Raw genomic sequence first — 18,880 nt, 5'->3', positions numbered from 1 at the left:
AACTTTGTCAGCTTGCGCCACCGGCGGCCGCCGTCGCGGTATAAAGCAACCGTTCCCCGCCACGAGTACTCCATGAAACTGCTGATAGTCGAAGACCAGCCCAAGACCGGCCAGTACCTGCGCCAGGGCCTGGGCGAGGCCGGCTTCCTCGTCGACCTCGCCAGCGATGGCATCGCCGGCCAGCACCTGGCCCTCACCGGCGATTACGACCTGATCATCCTCGACGTGATGCTCCCCGGCCGCGACGGCTGGCAGGTGCTGCGCACCCTGCGCGAGGCGGGCCTGGAGATACCCGTGCTGTTCCTCACCGCCCGCGACGCCGTGGAAGACCGCGTGCACGGCCTGGAGCTGGGCGCCGACGACTACCTGGTCAAGCCCTTCGCCTTCGCCGAGCTGCTGGCCCGCGTGCGCACCCTGCTGCGCCGGGGCAGCGCCGGGCAGCAGGACACCAGCCTGCAACTGGCCGACCTGCGCCTCGACCTGCTGCGCCGCCGGGTGGAGCGCGACGGCCAGCGCATCGACCTCACCGCCAAGGAATTCGCCCTGCTCGAACTGCTGCTGCGCCGCCACGGCGAGGTGCTGCCCAAGTCGCTGATCGCCTCCCAGGTCTGGGACATGAACTTCGACAGCGACACCAACGTCATCGAGGTCGCCATCCGCCGCCTGCGCGCCAAGGTCGACGACGCCTGGCCGACCAAGCTGATCCACACCGTGCGTGGCATGGGCTACGTGCTCGAGGCGCGGGACGCCTGATGCGCCGCCTGTCCCTCGGCGCCCGCCTCAGCCTGCTGTTCGCCGCCAGCACCGCCGCCGTCTCGCTGATCGCCGGGGTGCTCTTCGACCGCGCCAGCGAAGCCCACTTCATCGAGCTCGACCGCCAGTTGCTGGGCGGCAAGGCCGAAGTGTTCCGCAGCATCCTCGGCCCCGCCCGCCAACCCGGCGACCTGGCGCCCCATGAAGACCAGCTGCGCACGGAGCTCGAGCGCCACCCCGACCTCGCCCTGCGCATCGTCGGCGCCAACGGCGAGCCCTGGTTCGACAGTGAGGCCGCGGCCAGCGCCGGTCACGACAGCCACGGCGACATCGCCTGGCGCCGCTTCGAAACCCCGCTGGAGCCCGCACGTGCGGACTCGCCACGGCTGGAACTGCGCCTGGACATCACCCACCACCAGCATTTCCTCGAACGCATGCAACGGCTGATCTGGCTCACCGTCGGCCTCAGCGCCCTGGCCACCGCCCTGCTCGGCGCCTGGGCCGTGCGCAGCGGCCTGCGCCCCCTGCGACGCATGGCCGAAGTGGCCGCCGGCGTCTCTGCCGACTCCCTCACCACCCGCCTCGCCGAAGACCCGGTGCCACCCGAGCTGGCCGAGCTGACCCGCGCCTTCAACGCCATGCTCGGCCGCCTGGACGACGCCTTCCAGCGCCTCTCGGCCTTCTCCAGCGACATCGCCCACGAGTTGCGCACGCCGCTGTCCAACCTGCTCACCCAGACCCAGGTGACCCTCGCCCAGCCGCGCGACGGCGACACCTACCGCGAAGCCCTGCACGCCAACCTGGAAGAGCTGCAGCACCTGGCGCAGATGGTCAACGACATGCTGTTCCTGGCCAAGGCCGAGCACGGCCTGCTGGCCACGCGCCTGGAGCCGCTGCAACTGGGTGACGAGTTGGATGCCCTCGCGGAGTTCTTCGCGCCCCTGGCCGAGGACGGCGAGGTGCGCCTCACGCGCCACGGCGACGCGCCGCTGCCCGCCGACCGCGCCATGCTGCGCCGCGCCCTGTCCAACCTGATCGACAACGCCCTGCGCTTCACCCCGCCGGGCGGCCACATCCGCCTCAGCGTGCAGCGCGAGGCCGCAGGGGTGCGCCTGGAAGTGGCCAACGACGGTGCGCCGATCCCTGCCGAACTGCTGCCCCGGCTGTTCGACCGCTTCTTCCGCGCCGACCCGGCGCGCCGCGAAGGCCAGGCGGAACACGCCGGCCTCGGCCTGGCCATCACCCGCTCCATCGTCCATGCCCACGGCGGCAGCATCCGCTGCGAATCGGCCGGCAGCTGGACGCGCTTCGTGCTGGAGTTCCCCCTAGCGCCCTGAGTCGGGGCCGGCAGGCTTGCAGTCGTAGGCGAACAGCACATCCGTGCCCCAGGCCTGCCAGCACGACGCCTCCAGCACATAGGCCCTGCCATCGAAGCGCCAATCGGAAACGCCCTGCCCCTGGTCCGCATAGAGGCGCACCGGCGCATGGCCTTCGCTCAGCGGCCCGGCCACCCTCCCGAGCAGGCCCGCCCCTTCCAGCAGCAGGCGCGGCGTCCCGGCGGCGTCCATCTCGAACAGCCACTGGGCGTTGCTGCGCTGCACGTTCTGCGACACCAGGATGCCCGGCCTGCCCTGGCCCAGGTCGACCAGGCCGAAACCCAGGCCCGCGTCGCCCCAGCCATCGCCCATGTCCTCGTCTTCGGCCGTGTAGCTGCCCGACTGCGCCACCTGCTGGCGCAGGAGTTCCTGGGTTGCCGGCGGTACCGTGCCCGGCAGGTCGGGCAGTGCCGAGCTGGCTTCGCCCGTCCCTGGCGGCGCCCAATGCGGGTCGCTCAACCCTTCCTCCAGCAGCGCCCGCTGGCACGCGGCATCAGCCTTGCAGTCACGCAAGCGCTGCGGCCAGGCCTCGACGGCAGCGGCCCACTGGAGGATGGAACGCTCCGGCGTCAGGCTGCCGTGCAGGCGCAACGCCATCTGCTGCGCTTTCGCGCGCAATTGATCGTCACTGCACAAACCCGCCCAGTCACCGCCCTGCCCGGCCAGCGCCACCCGCCGCTCCTCGGGCGAGAGGTAGTTCGCGCCGCTCAGCGCGCAGGGCAGGAAAGGCAGGGGCTCCGGCAACGGCTCCAGCTGCGGGTCGGCGAAGTGGCGCGCCAGCAGTTCGTCGTAACGGGCCAGCACCTGCCCGTCGCGGTCGATCAGCGCCTCGACCCCGCGCGCGTTGGCGGGCCCCAGGCTCACCACTGCCCGCCCCTGGTCGAAGTCCTCGATCACGGCGGCGTAGGTCGGGGCGATCACCCAGGCGCCCTGGTGATCGATGAAGCCCCACAGGTGGTTCTGCGGCGAGCGCGCCGCCGCCAGGCCCTCGTGGAAGCCGTGGGCGTCCTCGAAATCGCCCGGCAGCGGGTAGCGGCCGTCCGGCGCCATGAAGCGCACCGTGCTCGGCGATTGCACCTGGCCCAGGTTCTCGCCGGTGGGCAGGCGCACCGGCAGCAGGCCTTCGCGCACCCTCAGCTCCAGCGGTTCGCTGTACAGCCGGGGCGCCGGGCCGAACAGCGGCTTGCCCTGCTCATCCAGCAGGCCCCAGCCCCAGGGCCCGTCCGTCGCCATCACCCGCACGCCTTCGTGCAGGGCATGCACCTGGGTCACCTGCAGGTGCAGCCACTCGCTGAACAGCGCCGCCAGGTCCAGTTCCAGGGGCGGCACCGCCTCCAGCGCCTGGGCGCAATCGCCCAGCGGGTGCTGGGCATCGGCCCCCGGCAGCGGCAGCCGCCCATCCGCCGGCAAGCGACCCAGGGCGCGGGCGGAACGGGTCTCCAGCACCCAGGCGTTGCAGCGCCCGGCCGCGCTCGCGCCCGGCTCCTGGCGGTTTCCGCTGCCGTCCATATAGAAGTTGCCCCGACCGCCATCGGGGGCCGCCAGGGTCTGGCCGCCCCGGTAGTCACGGAGGAAATACAGGCCCTCGACCAGCGGGAAGGCCGGCTCGCCATCCAGGCCCAGGTAGCCGCAGAAGCGTCGGTCGGCTTCCTCGCGGCAGACCATCGCCCGCCCCTCGACGAAGGGCCGGGCGATGCTGAACGAAGGCGCCGCCAGCACCCGCCCGTCACCCTCGGCATAGCCCCAGAGCTCATCGCGCTTGAAGGCGAAGCGGCCGGCCTGCAGTCCCCCGCCCACCTGCTGGAACAGTTGCGGCACGCGCAACGCCCCCTCCGCCGTCACCAGCATGCAGTCGCCCCCCAGGCGCTGGTCGACCGCCTCGTTGGCGCTCGACCAGCGCATCCCGCACAGCAGCTGCGACGCCGCCTCGGCAGTGCCCGCACCGCCCAGCAGCAGCGCCAGGCCCCCCAACAGCGCCTTGCTTCCCTTCACCATGCCAACACTCCATGCACCTGTATCGATCGACCGCCGAGCGGGATTCCGCGGCGCGACTGTACAGGGCTTGCAGGTGTTTTTCCCGGTTCCGATAGCGTCGAAGCGGTTCAGACGATGCCGCCGTTGACCCGCAGCGTCTGGCCGTTGATCCAGCCGCCCTCGTCACTGGCGAGAAAGGCCACCACACCGGCGATGTCCTCAGGGCGGCCGAGGCGCTGCAAGGGCGCCTGGTTGGCCAGGCGCTCCACCGTGCCGGGGTCCTTGCCATCGAGGAACAGCTCGGTGGCGGTCGGCCCCGGCGCCACGCAATTGACCGTCACCCCGCGCCCACGCAACTCCTTGGCGAACACCCGGCTCATCGCCTCCACCGCCGCCTTGGAGCCGGCATAGGCGGCGTACCCCGGCAGCGCCAGGCCCACCACGCTGGTGGAGAAATTGATGATCCGCCCGCCGTCGCGCAGGCGTCTGGCCGCGAGCTTCATGGTGTTGAAGGTGCCCCGGGCGTTGACCGCGAAGATGCGATCGAACAGCGCCTCGCTGGTGTCGGCGAGATCGATCTGCCCGGGCTGGATGATGCCGGCATTGTTCACCAGCACGTCGAGGCCGCCGTACTCCATCTCGGCGTGGTCGAACAGCGCGGCCACCGCCGCCGGGTCGCTGACGTCGGCGAGGATGGCGTAGGCCTTGCCGCCGGCCTGGGTGATCGACCTGACCACCTGCTCGGCGGCCTCGGGACGGGCGGCGTAGTTGACCACGACCTGGAAGCCGTCGAGGGCGAGGCGCAGGGCGACGGCGGCGCCTATTCCTCTTGAAGCGCCCGTGACGAGTGCGGTTCTGGCAGGGTGCGACATGGAGCCCTCCGGGAAGGCCACGGCGACTTCGGGCAGGCCGGGCCTCCACTGGGTATAGCTGGCCGGGTCGCGACCGTCCTGCCGGTCATCCGCCAGGGGCACGGGCGAGGCGGCCAGCCGACGACACGTCACCCCGGCACGCGGCGACTTGCCAGAACTGAGCAGTGCTCCGCTCATTGGAGCGCCGGCTCTGGGAGATAATCGCCGGTCCGTCGCAGTCGATGGCCACCCGCCAGCCCCTGCCCGATACCGCCCCGGCAAACTACCGGAGCGGGAACTACCATAACGACAAGGACGCAGCCGGACGCTCAGCCATGGACGCCACTGCGCCTGCCGCCCTCGCCCACCGGCGACGGCGCATTTATCTGCCCGATAACAAGAAAGGGACATCAATGATCAAGAAGTACATCGCCGTCCTGGCCTGCGTCCTCAGCCTGCCCATCGGCCACGCCGTGGCGGACGAAGCCCCCATCACCCTGCGCTTCTCCCACGTGGTCGCCGACGACACGCCCAAAGGCCAGGGTGCGCTCATGTTCCAGAAACTGGTCCAGGAGCGCCTCGGCGGCCAGGTGAAGGTGGAGGTCTACCCCAACTCCACCCTGTTCGGCGACGCCGACGAACTGCAGGCCCTGCAGGACGGCAAGGTGGACCTGCTGGCCCCGTCGCTGGCCAAGTTCGACCAGTACACCAAGCAGCTGCAGATCTTCGACCTGCCCTTCCTGTTCGACGACCTCGAAGCCGTCAACCGCTTCCAGAAGCGCGCCAAGGGCCGCCAGCTGCTGCGCTCCATGGAAGACAAGGGCATCATCGGCCTCGCCTACTGGCACAACGGCATGAAGCAGATGTCGGCCAACCGCGCCCTGCACACGCCGGCCGACGCCCGCGGCCTGTCCTTCCGCATCCAGGCCTCCGGCGTGCTCGAGGCGCAGTTCGCCCAGCTCGGCGCCAAGGCCGTGCCGATGCCCTTCGCCGACGCCTTCGCGGCGCTGCAGAGTGGCAAGGTCCAGGGCACCGAGAACACCTGGTCCAACCTCTACAGCCAGAAGATCAACACCGTGCAGCCCTTCATCACCGAGACCAACCACGGTGTGCTGGACTACATGCTGGTGAGCAACGCGCGCACCTGGTACGCCATCCCGCACAAGACCCGCACCGAGCTGGAAGCCATCATCGACGAGGTCACCTTCGCGGTGAACCACGCCGCCGAGCAGCAGAACCAGGCCGACCGCCAGCGCATCCAGAGCAGCGGCAAGACCCAGCTGGTGACCCTCAGCCCCGAGGAACGCCAGGCCTGGCGCACCGCCATGCAACCGGTGTGGGAGCAGTTCACCCCCGACATCGGCGCCGACATCGTCAAGGCCGCGCAGATCGTCAACCGCAAGCAGTCGCAGTAACCCGCCTCAGGCCCGGGCCGGCACCTCGCCGCCCGGCGCCACCCCATAGCTGGCCGGGCTGAACACCCGGGTCAGCACCAGCATCGCCAGCACCATCACCACCAGCACCACCCAGGCACTGGTGAAGCCCCCGGTGACTTCCCGCAGCCAGCCCGTCAGCCAGGGCGAGACCGCATTGATCAGGAAGCCGACGCCCTGCACGAAGGCCGCCAGCTGCCCCGCCTCGCGCGGGTCGCGACGGTGATCGAGGGTGAGGATCAGGCTCAGCGCAAAGCACGCCCCCAGGCCGAAGCCGATCAGCGCCACCCACAGCAAGGTGGCCTGCTGCGGCGCCCACACCAGGCCGGCGAACCCCACCGCCTGGGCCGCCAGGCACAGCGTCAGCAGCGGCCGGCGGTCCACCCCACGCTGGGCCAGGGCCGGCATCACCAACGCCGCCAGCACCTGGAACACCGTCATGAAGGCCAGCAGGGAGCCGCTGCGGGTCGGGCTCCAGCCCAGTTGCTGATAGAAAGCCGGCAGCCAGGCCACCATGCTCATGTAGCCGCAATTGATCAGCCCGAAGTACAGCGCCAGCGTCCAGGCGCGGCGGTCTCCCAGCAGCCCCGGCCCAGCGCTTGCATGCGGCGAATCGGCCCGCGCCAGCGGCAGGCGTAACCACAGCAGCAGCGCCAGCGCAGCCGGCACCAGCCAGAAGCCCAGCCCCGCCTGCCAGTGGCCGAAATGCCCGGCCAGTACCGGGCTGAGCAAGGCCGACAGCCCGCCGCCGCTCATCAGCGACGCCGAATACAGCCCCATGGCCAAGGCCACGCGGCCGGCGAACTGGCGCTTGATCACCGCGGGCACCAGTGCCTGGATCAGCGCCACGCCGATGCCACCCAGCAGCGCCGTGCCCAGCAGCGCACCGCCCTGGTCGCAGAGCCAGCGGGCCAGGCAGGCACCGAAGATCAACGCCAGCCCGATGGCCACGCCACGCCGCTCGCCCAGACGCGCTTCCAGGCGCACCGCCGCCAGGGCCACCAGGCCCATGCAGATCACCGGCAACGTGGTCAGCAGCGCCGTGCCCTGGAAGCTCAGGCCGGTGGCCGCGCGGATCTCGCCCAGCAGCGGGCTCACCGAGCCAAGAATCGGCCGCAGGTTCAGGCCCAGGGCCACCAGCAGCAGCCAGGCGACCAGTGGGGCGCGGGTTTCAGCCTTGTGCATGCAGGTCCTTCCAGCGCTGGTAGAGCGCGGTGGCACCCGCCTGGGGCAGGTGCCGCACCGGCAGGCGCTGCTGCGCCAGGGGCAGCGCCAGCTGCTGGTAGATGGCCGCCGTGGACAGGCCGAAGGGCTCGCCTTCTTCATTGGCGATGGCGAACACCGCGCGGCTCACCCCGCTCAGGTGCATGGCGGCCAGGCACATCGGGCACGGCTGGCCGCTGGCGTAGATCACGCAGCCCTCCAGGCGCGGGCCCAGGCTCTGGCTGGCGGCACGCATGGCCAGCAGCTCGGCGTGGGCGGTGGGGTCGCCGCTGAGGTGGATCTCGTTCACCGCCTCGGCCAGTACATCACCGTCCTTCACCAGCAGCGCACCGAATGGCCGGCCGCCGCGTTCGACGTTGGCGCGGGCCAGCTCCACCGCCCGCTGCAGGAATGCCTGGTCATCCGTCATGGAAATCGCTCCGAAGGTGAGGAAAACCTGCGGATTATGTCCAGCCGGCCAGGTATTCTGAAATTAAATATGACCATGCAAACCAGTGGCAGAGGGCATGATTCCATGTTCGACCCGCAACTCCTGCGCAGCTTCGTGGCGGTGGCCGACTGCGGCAACTTCACCCGCGCCGCCGAGCGCCTGCACCTCACCCAGTCCACCGTCAGCCAGCAGGTGCGACGCCTGGAGGAAGACGCCGGTTGCCGCCTGCTCGACCGCAGCCAGCGTCGCGTGGTGGCCACGGTCGAGGGCGAACGGCTGCTGGGCTACGCGCGACGCATCCTCGCCTTGCAGGAGCAAGCGCGCGACGCCATGGGTGACCTGGAAAGCGCCGGTGTGCTGCGCCTGGGGGTGCCCGAGGACTTCGCCGCCGAACGGCTGATGCCGCTGCTGGCCGCCTTCGCCGCCAACCACCCCGGCACGCGCCTGGAAGTCACCAGCGGCCTGGGCCCGGACCTGCGCCGTGCCTGGCTGGGCGGCGAATTCGACCTGCTGCTGGTCAAGCAGATGGGCGAGAGCGACGACTGCCTCGCCTCCTGGCCGGAACCCATGGGCTGGTTCGACAGCCGCGACAACCCGGCTCTGGGCCGCGAGCCCCTGCCCCTGGTGGCCTTCCCCGCCGGCGGCCTGTATCGCAACGAGATGCTCCACGGCCTCGACGTGCAGGGCCGCCGCTGGCGCATCGCCTACTCCAGCGCCAGCCTCGCCAGCGTCTGCTCCGCCGTCGCCGCGGGCCTCGGCATCAGCCTCCTGCCCCTGCGCGTCGCCACCGACCAGCACCGCGTGCTCGACGCCGCCAGCGGCCTGCCCGACATCCAGGGCGTACGCCTGGCCCTCTACAGCCGCCAAGGCCAGGGCAGCGCCGGCCGCGAGCTGGAAGAGCGCCTGGTCAGGCTCCTTAGCCCAGATGGCGCAGACCTGTAGGGGCATCCGCGACAAACCCACTTTCCCGCGGCGCAGGGTGGATGGCGCTCTTTCATCCACCGAGCGAAGTCGACCCCATGCACAGAGGCATTGGGTCACCGCACAACCGCATGGGTTTCGCTTCGCTCTACCCATCCTACGGGCTGGTCAGGCTCTGTGGTGGGGGCAGCCAATAACCGCGATGCCCGGCACGAACGCCGTTCGCGAATGAATTCGCTCCCACGACGGATGGACATGACCGCTGCGTAGGGTGGATGGCGCTCTTTTCATCCACCGAGCGAAGCCGATCCCATGCACAGAAGCATTGGGTCACCGCACAACCGCATGGGTTTCGCTTCGCTCTACCCATCCTACGGGCTGGTCAGGCTCTGTGGCGGGGGCAGCCAATAACCGCGATGCCCGGCACGAACGCCGTTCGCGAATGAATTCGCTTCCACGACGGATGGACGTGACCGCTGCGTAGGGGGGATGGCGCTCTTTTCATCCACCGAGCGAAGCCGATCCCATGCACAAAGGCATTGGGTCACCGCACAACCGCATGGGTTTCGCTTCGCTCTACCCATCCTACGGGCAGGATGCAGGGCAACGCGCCAGCCGCCCCGCTCAGGGCGCCGGCTGCCCTTCGTCGTCGGAGTCCACCTGTTCCAGCCGGGCCTGCTCCCAGCCGCCGCCCATGGCGGCGATGAGCTGGACGCTGGCGGTGAGGCGGGTGCCGGTGAGGCTTAGCACGGTGCGTTCGTTGGACAGGGCGGTGGCCTGGCTGGAGACCACGCTGCTGTAGTCCTGCAGGCCGGCCTTGTACTGGTTGGTGACCAGGCGCAGGGCCTCGCGGGCGGACTCCAGGGCCTCCTGCTGCACGCCGCTCTCCTCTTCCAGCACGCTGAGCTGGACCAGGTAATCCTCCACCTCGCGGAAGCTGTCGAGCACGGTCTGGCGGTAGCTGGCCACCGTCTGGTCGTAGCTGGCCTCGGCCTGGTCGACCTGGGAGCGGATCAGGCCGCCGTCGAACAGGTTGAGGGCGAACTCGGGGCCGATGGACCAGAAGCGGTTCGGCGTGCTGATCCAGTCGCTCAGGCCACCGCTGCGGTAGCCCCCGGTGGCGCTGAGGTTGAGGCTGGGGTAGTAGGCGGCCTTGGACACGCCGATCTGCGCGTTGGCGGCGATCACCTTGCGCTCGGCCGAAGCCACGTCCGGGCGGCGCTCCAGCAGCTGCGACGGCACCAGCGCCGGCACCTGCGGCAGGCTCGGGACGCTGTCCACCTCGGCCAGGTCGAACTCTGAGGGCGGCACGCCGATGAGCACGGCGATGGCGTTCTCCAGTTGCGCGCGCTGGTACTTGAGGTCGATGGCCTGGGCCTGGGTGCTCTTGAGCTGGGTGCGCGCCTGGGCCACGTCGGCGCGGGTGACGATGCCGGCGCGGAACTGGTTCTCGGTGAGTTTCAGCGAGCGCTCGTAAGCCTGCACGGTGGCATCGAGCAGGCGCTTCTGCGCGTCCATCACCCGCAGTTGCAGGTAGTTCTGCGCCAGCTCGGACTGCTGGCTCAGGCGCACGGCGGCGAGGTCGGCGGCGCTGGCCTGCATGCTCGCGCTGTCGGCTTCCAGCTGGCGGCGCAGCTTGCCCCAGAGGTCCAGCTCCCAGCTCACGCCGAGGGTGGCGCTGTAGCTGTTGGAGATGCCGCCGCTGCCACCGCTGGTGACGGTGGAGCCATCGGACAGGCGCACCGTGCTGCTGCTCCCGCCCTGGCCGGAGCGGGTCTTGCTGGCATTGGCGCTCACCGAGGGGAAGAACGAGGCGCGCGCGCCACGGGCCAGCGCCTGGGCCTGGCGGAACTGGGCGACGGACTGCGCCAGGGTCTGGTTGGAGGTTTCCAGGCGCTGCTGCAGGTCGTTCAGGGTGGCGTCGCCGTACAGCTCCCACCAGGCGCCACGGGCCAGGGCGTCGGCGGGCGCGGCGGCCTTCCAGCCCTCGGCGTGCTTGAAGCGGGCGGGCACGGCATGGTCGGGCTGCTGGTAATCCGGCCCCACGGCACAACCGGCCAGGGCGATGGCCAGGGCCAGCACCGGGAAAAGACGGCGGGTTTGCGGACTCATAGCGGTGTCTCCAGCGAAGCGTCGGTACGCACGCCGCGCCAGCGGTTGAAGCGATGGCGCAGGCGGTCGAGGTACAGGTAGACCACGGGGGTGGTGTAGAGGGTGAGGATCTGGCTCAGCACCAGGCCGCCGATGATGGTCACGCCCAGCGGCTGGCGCATCTCCGCGCCCTCGGCGCCGCCGATCAGCAGCGGCACCGCACCGAGGATGGCGGCCAGGGTGGTCATCAGGATCGGTCGCAGGCGCAGCAGGCAGGCGCGGTGGATCGACTCCGCCGGCGAAAGGCCGTCGTTGCGTTCCAGTTGCAGCGCCAGGTCGATCATCAGGATGGCGTTCTTCTTGACGATGCCGATGAGCAGGAACAGCCCCAGCAGCGAGATCAGGCTGAACTCGCCGCCGATCAGCTGGATGGTCAACAGCGCGCCCACCCCCGCCGACGGCAGCGTCGAGAGAATGGTCAGCGGGTGGATGTAGCTCTCGTAGAGGATGCCCAGCACCAGGTACACCAGCACCAGGGCGGCGAGGATCATCCACGGCTGGTTCTGCTGGGTGCTGGCGAAGGCGTCGGCGGTGCCGCCCAGGCGCGCGACCACCGAGCTGGGCATGCCGATGGCCGCGACCGCCTTCTCGATGGCCACGGTGGCCTGGTCCAGGCTCACGCCCGGCGCCAGGTCGAAGGAGATGCTTTCCGAGGCGAACTGGCCCTCGTGGTTGACCCGGTCCTCCTCAAGGCTGCGCTCGTAGTGGGCGAAGCTCGACAGCGGCACGCGCTGGCCGTCGGCGGTGATCACCTGCACCTGCTCCAGGGTCGCCGGGTCCTGGGCGTATTTCGGGTTGACCTCCATCACCACCTGGTACTGGTTGAGGCTGTCGTAGATGGTGGAGATCTGCCGCTGGCTGTAGGCGTTGTTGAGCACCGCCGTGACCATGTTCATGTCGATGCCCAGGCGCTTGGCCGTCTCGCGGTCCACCTTCAGCGTCACCTGCTGGGCGCCCTCGCCTTCCTTCGCGTCGATGGCGGTCAGCTCCGGCAGCGACTTCAGCGCGGCGGTCACCTGCGGCAGCCAGGTGCGCAGGTCGCCCAGGTCCTCGGCCTGTAGCACGTACTCGTACTCGGAGCTGCGCTGCTCGCGGGAGCCGCCGGTCATGATGTCCTGGTCGGCCATCAGCATCAGCCGGCCGCCGGGCACCAGGGGCATCTCCTTGCGCAGCCGCTCGATGACCTTCTGCGCCGACAGCTTGCGCTCCTTGATCGGCTTCAGGCGCACGATCATGAAGGCGTTGTTGATGCCGCCGCTGCCGCCGATGAAGCCGGCGACGCTTTCCACCGCCGGGTCCTTGAGCACGGCACGACGGAAGATCTCCATTTTCGGCTGCATCACGCTGAACGACAGGCCGTCGTCGCCACGGATGAAGCCGATCAGCTGCCCGGTGTCCTGCTGCGGCAGGAAGGTCTTGGGCACCACCACGTAGAGCGCGACGTTGAGGCCGATGGTGATGAACAGGCTGAGCAGGGTCAGGCGCGGGTGGCGCAGGGCCCAGCCGAGGGTGACGTCGTAGAGCCGCGTCATGCGCTCGTGGATGGCCTCGCTCCAGCGCTGCATGCGGCTGTCCTTGTCCGGCACGTGGGGCTTGAGCCAGCGCGCGCAGAGCATCGGGGTCAGCGTCAGCGACACCAGCAGCGACACCAGGATGGCCGCCGCCAAGGTCAGGGAGAACTCGCGGAACATGCGGTCGATGATGCCGCCCATGAACAGGATGGAAACGAACACCACCACCAGCGACAGGTTCATCGACAGCAGGGTGAAGCCCACCTCGCGGGTGCCCTGCAGCGCCGCCTTGAACGGCGGCATGCCGTCGTTGATATGCCGCGAGATGTTCTCCAGCACCACGATGGCGTCGTCCACCACCAGCCCGGCGGCGAGGATAAGCGCCATCAGCGACAGCACATTGAGGGAGAAGCCGCACAGGTACATCACCGCGAAGGTGCCCACCAGCGACACCGGCACCGCCAGCGCCGGGATCAGCGAGGCGCGCAGGCTGCCGAGGAACAGGTAGACCACCAGAATCACCAGCACCACGGCGATCAGCAGGGTGCGCTCGGCCTCGTGCAGGGTGGCGCGGATCACCGGCGAGCGGTCCATCGCCTGGTTCAGCTTGACGCTGGCCGGCAGCACCGCCTGCAGGGTCGGCAGCTGTGCCTTGATGCTTTCGATGGTCTCGATGATGTTGGCGCCGGCCTGGCGGTTGATCACCAGCAGCACCGCGTTCTCGTCATTGAAGAAGCCGCTGTTGTAGCGGTCCTCCACCGCATCGCGGACCCGGGCCACATCGCCCAGGCGCAGGGCCGAGCCCTCCTGGTAGCGGAGGATCAGCGGCGCGTAGTCGGCGGCCTTCTCCAATTGGTCGTTGGCGCCCACCTGCCAGTGCCGCGCGTCGTCCTCCACCGCGCCCTTGGGGCGGCGCTGGTTGGCGGCGGCAATGCGGCTGCGCACGTCGTCCAGGGACAGGCCGTACTGGTTGAGCAACTGCGGCTCCAGCTCGACCCGCACCGCCGGCAGCGAACTGCCGCCGATCTGCACCTCACCCACGCCCTTAACCTGGGACAGGCTCTGGGCCAGGATGGTCGAGGCCAGGTCGTACAGCTGGCCCTTCTCCAGCACATCGGAGGTCAGCGACAGCACCATGATCGGCGCCTGGGACGGGTTGACCTTCTTGTAGGTGGGCATGCTGCGCATGCCGCTGGGCAGCAGGTTGCGCGAGGCGTTGATCGCCGCCTGCACATCGCGGGCGGCACCGTTGATGTCACGGTCCAGGTCGAACTGGATGATGATCCGCGTCGAGCCCTGGCTGGTGCGGCTGGTCATCTGGGTGACGCCGGACATGGTCCCCAGCGAACGCTCCAGCGGCGTGGTCACGCTGGAGGCCATGATCTCCGGGCTCGCCCCGGGCAGGCTCGCCTGCACCGTGATCACCGGGAAATCCATCTGCGGCAACGGCGACACCGGCAACAGCCCGAAGCTCATGCCGCCCAGCAGCATGATCGCCAGGCTCAGAAGCATGGTGGCGACGGGGCGGTGGATGAACGGGGCGGATAGGTTCACGTCCGTGCTCCGCACTGAGCCGGAAGCTGGAAGCTGGAAGCCGGAAGCGAAAAGCTCACCCCCAGACGACTGCTCTGCCCCTTCAAGCTTCCAGCTTCAAGCTTCAAGCTCGCCCCTCTCATACTTCGACTCCGGCGGCACTGCGGCCGGCGAAGCGCCGCGACAACCGATCGAAGGCCAGATAAATAACGGGCGTCGTAAACAACGTCAGCACCTGGCTGACCAGCAAACCACCGACCATCACCAGGCCCAGGGGCTGGCGCAGTTCGGCGCCGGAGCCGGTGGCGAGCATCAGTGGCACGGCGCCGAAGAGCGCGGCCAGGGTGGTCATCAGGATCGGCCGGAAGCGCAGCAGCGCGGCCTGGTAGATGGCGTCCTCGGGGCTCATGCCCTGGTGGCGTTCGGCCTCCAGGGCGAAGTCGATCATCATGATTGCGTTCTTCTTGACGATGCCGATCAGCAGGATGATGCCGATGATGGCGATCAGGCCCAGGTCGTTGCCCGAGAGCAGCAGCGCCAGCAAGGCGCCGACGCCTGCCGAGGGCAGCGTGGAGAGGATGGTCACCGGGTGGATGTAGCTCTCGTAGAGCACGCCCAGGACGATGTACATGGTCACCACCGCCGCCAGAATCAGCAGCAGCGTGCTCGACAGCGAGGCCTCGAAGGCCGCCGCCGCCCCCTGGAAGCGGGTCTGGATGCCTTCCGGCATGCCGATCTCCTGCTGCACCCGCTCGATCACCGCCACCGCCTCGCCCAGGGCGACGCCGGGGGCCAGGTTGAACGACAGGTTCACCGCCGGGAACTGGCCGATGTGGTTGATCGCCAGCTCCGTCTGCCGCTCCTCGATGCGCGCCAGGGTGGCCAACGGCACCTGCACGCCGTCGGTGCCGGCGACGCGCAGCTGCTGCAGCGCCTGCGGGCCGATGCGGTCGCCAGTGGCGGACTCCAGCACCACGCGGTACTGGCTGGCCTGGGTGAAGATGGTGGAGATCTGCCGCTGGCCGAAGGCGTCGTAGAGCGCGTCGGTGATGGCGGAAATCTCCACCCCCAGGCGCCCGGCCATGTCGCGGTCGATGTCCAGGTACACCTGCAGGCCCTTGTCCTGCAGGTCGCTGGCCACGTCCGAGAGTTCCGGCTGCTGGCGCAAGGCGTCCACCAGCTTGCCGGTCCACTCGCGCAGCAGGTCGGCGTCCGGGGACTCCATGCTGAACTGGAACTGGGTGCGGCTGACCCGGTCCTCGATGGTCAGGTCCTGCACCGGCTGCAGGTACAGGCGGATGTCGCTGAGCGTGTCCAGCTGCGGCTGCAGGCGCTGGATCACCTCGCTGGCGGTCAGGTCGCGCTCGCCATGGGGCTTGAGGTTGATCAGCATGCGCCCGCTGTTGAGGGTGACGTTGTCGCCGTCGACACCGATGTAGGAGGTCAGGCTGGCCACCGCCGGGTCCTTCAGCACCAGCTCGGCGAGGCGCTGCTGGCGCTCGCTCATGGCGCGGAACGATACCGATTGCGGCGCCTCGGTGATGCCCTGGATCACACCCGTGTCCTGCACCGGGAAGAAGCCCTTGGGCACCGCCAGGTAGAGCACCACGGTCAGGCCCAGGGTGGCGACCGCCACCAGCAGGGTCAGCGCCTGGTGGCGCAGCACCCAGCGCAAGCCGTGGGAATAGCGCTCGATCATGCCGTCGATGAAGGCACCGCTGACGCGGTAGAAGCGGCCCTGCTCCTTCTCTTCCGGCTCGGGCTTGAGCAGCCGCGCGCACATCATCGGCGTCAGGGTCAGCGACACCACCAGGGAAATCAGGATGGCCACCGCCAGGGTGATGGCGAACTCGCGGAACAGCCGCCCCACCACATCGGCCATGAACAGCAGCGGGATCAGCACGGCGATCAGCGAGAAGGTCAGGGAGATCAGGGTGAAGCCGATCTGCCGGGCGCCCTTGAGCGCGGCCTCCAGCGGCGTGGCGCCCTCCTCCAGGTGGCGGGCGATGTTCTCCAGCATGACGATGGCGTCGTCCACCACGAAGCCGGTGGCGATGGTCAGGGCCATCAGCGTCAGGTTGTTCACCGAGAAGCCGGCCAGGTACATCACCCCGAAGGTGCCCACCAGGGACAGCGGCACGGCGATGGACGGGATCAGCGTGGCGCTGACCCGGCGCAGGAACAGGAAGGTCACCATCACCACCAGGGCGATGGCGATCAGCAGCTCGTGCTGCACGTCGGTGACCGAAGCGCGGATGGTCTGGGTGCGGTCGGTGAGCACCACCACGTCCAGGCCCGCCGGCAGGTTGGCGGTCATTTTCGGCAGCAGTTCCTGGATGCGGTCCACCACCTCGATGACGTTGGCGCCGGGCTGGCGCTGGATGTTCAGCAGCACTGCCTCGTTCTGGTTGGCCCAGGCGGCCAGGCGCTCGTTCTCCGCGCCTTCGGCGATCTCGGCGACGTCCTTCAGGCGCAGCGCCGCGCCGTTCTGGTAGGCGAGGATGAGGTTGGCGTATTCCTCCGGCGACTTCAGCTGGTCATTGGCGTCCAGCATCGAGGTGCGGGTCGGGCCGTCGAAGTTGCCCTTGGGCTGGTTGACGTTGGAGGCGCTGACCAGCGAGCGCACGTCCGAGAGGTTCAGGCCGTTGGCGGCGAGCGCCTCCGGGTTGACCTTGATCCGCACCGCCTGGCGCTGGCCGCCGGCGATGCTGACCATGCCGACACCGCTGATCTGCGACAGCTTCTGCGCCATGCGCGTGTCGACCAGGGTGTGCAGTTGCGGCAGCGGCAGGGTCCTGGAGCTCACCGCCAGGGTCAGCACCGGGGTATCGGCCGGGTTGACCTTGTTATAGACGGGGGGCGCCGGCAGGTCGTTGGGCAGCAGGTTGGTGGCCGCGTTGATGGCCGCCTGCACCTCCTGCTCGGCCACATCCAGCTGCACCTCCAGGCTGAAGCGCAGGGTGATCACCGAGGCGCCGCCGGAGCTGGTGGACGACATCTGCGTCAGCCCCGGCATCTGCCCGAACTGGCGTTCCAGCGGCGCGGTCACGGCGCTGGTCATCACGTCCGGGCTGGCGCCCGGGTACAGGGTCATGACGCGGATGGTCGGGTAGTCCACCTCCGGCAGCGCCGAGACCGGCAGCAGGCGGTAGGCGATCAGGCCGGCCAGCAGGATCGCCAGCATGCTCAGCGTGGTGGCGACCGGCCGCAGGATGAACAGGCGGGAGATGTTCATACGCCGCCTTTTTCAGCCTTGCCGCCCTTCTCGGCGCCCTTGTCCGCGCCTTGCAGCTGCTCGCTGGGCTGGGTCGGCACTTGGCCGCTGTCGTGCACCACCTCCACCTCGCTGCCGTCGCGCAGGCGGTCGGTGCCTTCCAGCACCACGCGCTCGCCGGCCTTGAGCCCGGCCTTGATCACGGTGCGCTCGCCATCGCTCGGCCCGGTTTCCAGGGCCTGCACGCGCACCTTCTTGTCGCCGTCCATCACGTAGGCGAAGGTGCCCTGGTTGCCGAACTGCACGGCGGCGGACGGGATCAGCACCGCCTGCTTGAGGGTGTCGGCCAGCAGGCGCACGTTGACGAACTGGTTGGGGAACAGCGTCTCGCCCTCGTTGGCGAAGCGCGCCTTGAACTTCAGGGTGCCGGTGGCGGTGTCGATCTGGTTGTCCAGGCTCTGCAGCACGCCCTCGGCCTGCTTCAGGGTGTCGCCACGGTCCCAGGCCTCCACCGCCATGGAGTCACCGGCGCGGAAGCGCGTGACCACCGACGGCAGCTGGTTCTCCGGCAGGGTGAAAACGACGCTGATGGGCTTGGTCTGGGTGATCACCACCAGCGGCGTGGTGTCGCCGGAACTCACCTGGTTGCCCAGGTCCACCTGGCGCAGGCCCACGCGGCCGGTCACCGGGGCGCGCACCTGGGTGAAGCTGAGGTTGAGCCTGGCATCGGCCACCGCCGCCTGGTTGGCCTTCACCGTGCCCTTGTACTGGCCCACCAGCGCTTCCTGGGTGTCCAGCGTCTGCTTGGCGATGCTGTCCTCGGCGTACAGGCCGCGGTAGCGCGCCAGGTCGATCTCGGCGTTCTTCAGCTGCGCCTGGTTCTGCAGCAGCGTGCCCTCGGCCTGTTGCAGCGCCACCTCATAGGGGCGCGGGTCGATCACCGCCAGCAGGTCGCCGGCCTTCACCTGCTGGCCTTCCTCGAAGGCCAGCTTCATCACTTCGCCGTTGACCCGGCTGCGCACGTTCACCGTGTTCAGCGAGGTCACCGTGCCCAGTGCCTTGTAGAACACCGGGAAGTCACCTTCGCTGGCGGCCGCCACGCGCACCGGCACCGGCCCGCCGAACGCGCCGAAGCCCGGGCGCGCCATGCCGGCGGGGCCGGGTCGGGTGCGGGTCGCCTCCCCTTCCGGGTGCTTGGACGAGGCCGGCCAGAACCACCACACCAGCGCCACCAGGGCGGCCAGGCAGAGGGTGATGATCAGCCAGTTGCGGGAAGGACGGGGGCGCGAGTCTTGTATCGAGGACATGATTCAGGGTCGGTCTGTGCGAGAGCGTGCACGATAAGCACTCGGCGCCCATAGGCAAAGTCTCTTTACCGCCTATTTACCCATTCCTTACCGCAGCGATGGCGCGCCCTTGAGCGGTGGCGGCCCTTGGCGGCTCCCTGCGCAAATGTCACATCTCCTTTCCGCGCCCGCCCTTGTCCATGAAGCCGCCCCGCGCGACCAT

General features: G+C 69.2%; 12 protein-coding genes. 4 read left to right on the top strand and 8 right to left on the bottom strand.

Annotation, left to right across the window (positions count from 1 at the left end; all coding sequences use genetic code 11):
* Window positions 1–72 precede the first annotated feature (72 nt).
* Complete coding sequence (locus tag ACYJSS_RS00970; protein ID WP_111261543.1) at window positions 73–753, top strand: heavy metal response regulator transcription factor; 681 nt, start codon at window positions 73–75, stop codon at window positions 751–753.
* Window positions 753–2,090 (top strand): heavy metal sensor histidine kinase, encoded by a 1,338-nt coding sequence (locus ACYJSS_RS00965; protein WP_275672225.1) that lies wholly within the window; start codon window positions 753–755, stop codon window positions 2,088–2,090. Before ACYJSS_RS00970 ends, ACYJSS_RS00965 begins: the two co-directional genes overlap by 1 nt.
* On the opposite strand, the gene ACYJSS_RS00960 is transcribed toward ACYJSS_RS00965, so the two are convergent.
* Window positions 2,079–4,124 (bottom strand): WG repeat-containing protein, encoded by a 2,046-nt coding sequence (locus ACYJSS_RS00960; protein ID WP_236205220.1) that lies wholly within the window; start codon window positions 4,122–4,124, stop codon window positions 2,079–2,081. The two genes, ACYJSS_RS00965 and ACYJSS_RS00960, sit on opposite strands and share 12 nt — an antisense overlap.
* Before the next feature lie 107 nt (window positions 4,125–4,231).
* The gene (locus tag ACYJSS_RS00955) at window positions 4,232–4,975 is read right to left on the bottom strand and encodes an SDR family oxidoreductase (protein ID WP_236205265.1); all 744 of its coding nucleotides are present in this window, start codon (window positions 4,973–4,975) and stop codon (window positions 4,232–4,234) included.
* Window positions 4,976–5,367: 392 nt separating this feature from the next.
* Between ACYJSS_RS00955 and ACYJSS_RS00950 the strand changes: the two genes are divergently transcribed.
* Window positions 5,368–6,369: a TRAP transporter substrate-binding protein gene (locus tag ACYJSS_RS00950; protein ID WP_236205219.1), complete on the top strand. Its 1,002-nt coding sequence runs from the start codon at window positions 5,368–5,370 to the stop codon at window positions 6,367–6,369.
* Window positions 6,370–6,375: 6 nt separating this feature from the next.
* Here ACYJSS_RS00950 and ACYJSS_RS00945 read toward each other — a convergent pair whose 3' ends face one another.
* Both ACYJSS_RS00945 and ACYJSS_RS00940 read right to left on the bottom strand, forming a co-directional pair.
* Entirely contained in the window at window positions 6,376–7,572 is a 1,197-nt protein-coding gene (locus tag ACYJSS_RS00945; protein ID WP_236205218.1) for a CynX/NimT family MFS transporter, read from the bottom strand.
* The gene (locus tag ACYJSS_RS00940) at window positions 7,559–8,020 is read right to left on the bottom strand and encodes a nucleoside deaminase (RefSeq protein ID WP_236205217.1); all 462 of its coding nucleotides are present in this window, start codon (window positions 8,018–8,020) and stop codon (window positions 7,559–7,561) included. The genes ACYJSS_RS00945 and ACYJSS_RS00940 overlap by 14 nt, the downstream gene beginning before the upstream one ends.
* Window positions 8,021–8,125: 105 nt before the next feature.
* On the opposite strand from ACYJSS_RS00940, the gene ACYJSS_RS00935 reads away from it, so the two are divergent.
* Window positions 8,126–8,983 (top strand): LysR family transcriptional regulator, encoded by an 858-nt coding sequence (locus ACYJSS_RS00935; RefSeq protein WP_236205216.1) that lies wholly within the window; start codon window positions 8,126–8,128, stop codon window positions 8,981–8,983.
* 603 nt (window positions 8,984–9,586) lie between these two features.
* Here ACYJSS_RS00935 and ACYJSS_RS00930 read toward each other — a convergent pair.
* The 4 genes from ACYJSS_RS00930 to ACYJSS_RS00915 form a co-directional block, all read right to left on the bottom strand.
* Window positions 9,587–11,074, bottom strand: coding sequence for an efflux transporter outer membrane subunit (locus ACYJSS_RS00930; RefSeq protein WP_236205215.1), 1,488 nt, complete (start codon window positions 11,072–11,074; stop codon window positions 9,587–9,589).
* Window positions 11,071–14,178 (bottom strand): efflux RND transporter permease subunit, encoded by a 3,108-nt coding sequence (locus tag ACYJSS_RS00925; RefSeq protein ID WP_236205214.1) that lies wholly within the window; start codon window positions 14,176–14,178, stop codon window positions 11,071–11,073. The genes ACYJSS_RS00930 and ACYJSS_RS00925 overlap by 4 nt, the downstream gene beginning before the upstream one ends.
* Before the next feature lie 118 nt (window positions 14,179–14,296).
* Window positions 14,297–17,392: an MdtB/MuxB family multidrug efflux RND transporter permease subunit gene (locus ACYJSS_RS00920; RefSeq protein WP_236205213.1), complete on the bottom strand. Its 3,096-nt coding sequence runs from the start codon at window positions 17,390–17,392 to the stop codon at window positions 14,297–14,299.
* The gene (locus tag ACYJSS_RS00915; protein ID WP_021219152.1) at window positions 17,389–18,678 is read right to left on the bottom strand and encodes an MdtA/MuxA family multidrug efflux RND transporter periplasmic adaptor subunit; all 1,290 of its coding nucleotides are present in this window, start codon (window positions 18,676–18,678) and stop codon (window positions 17,389–17,391) included. The genes ACYJSS_RS00920 and ACYJSS_RS00915 overlap by 4 nt, the downstream gene beginning before the upstream one ends.
* Between the last annotated feature and the right edge of the window lie 202 nt (window positions 18,679–18,880).

It is taken from the genome of Pseudomonas sp. No.21 (assembly GCF_054558415.1).
This window is presented reverse-complemented; position numbering and strand designations above follow the sequence as displayed.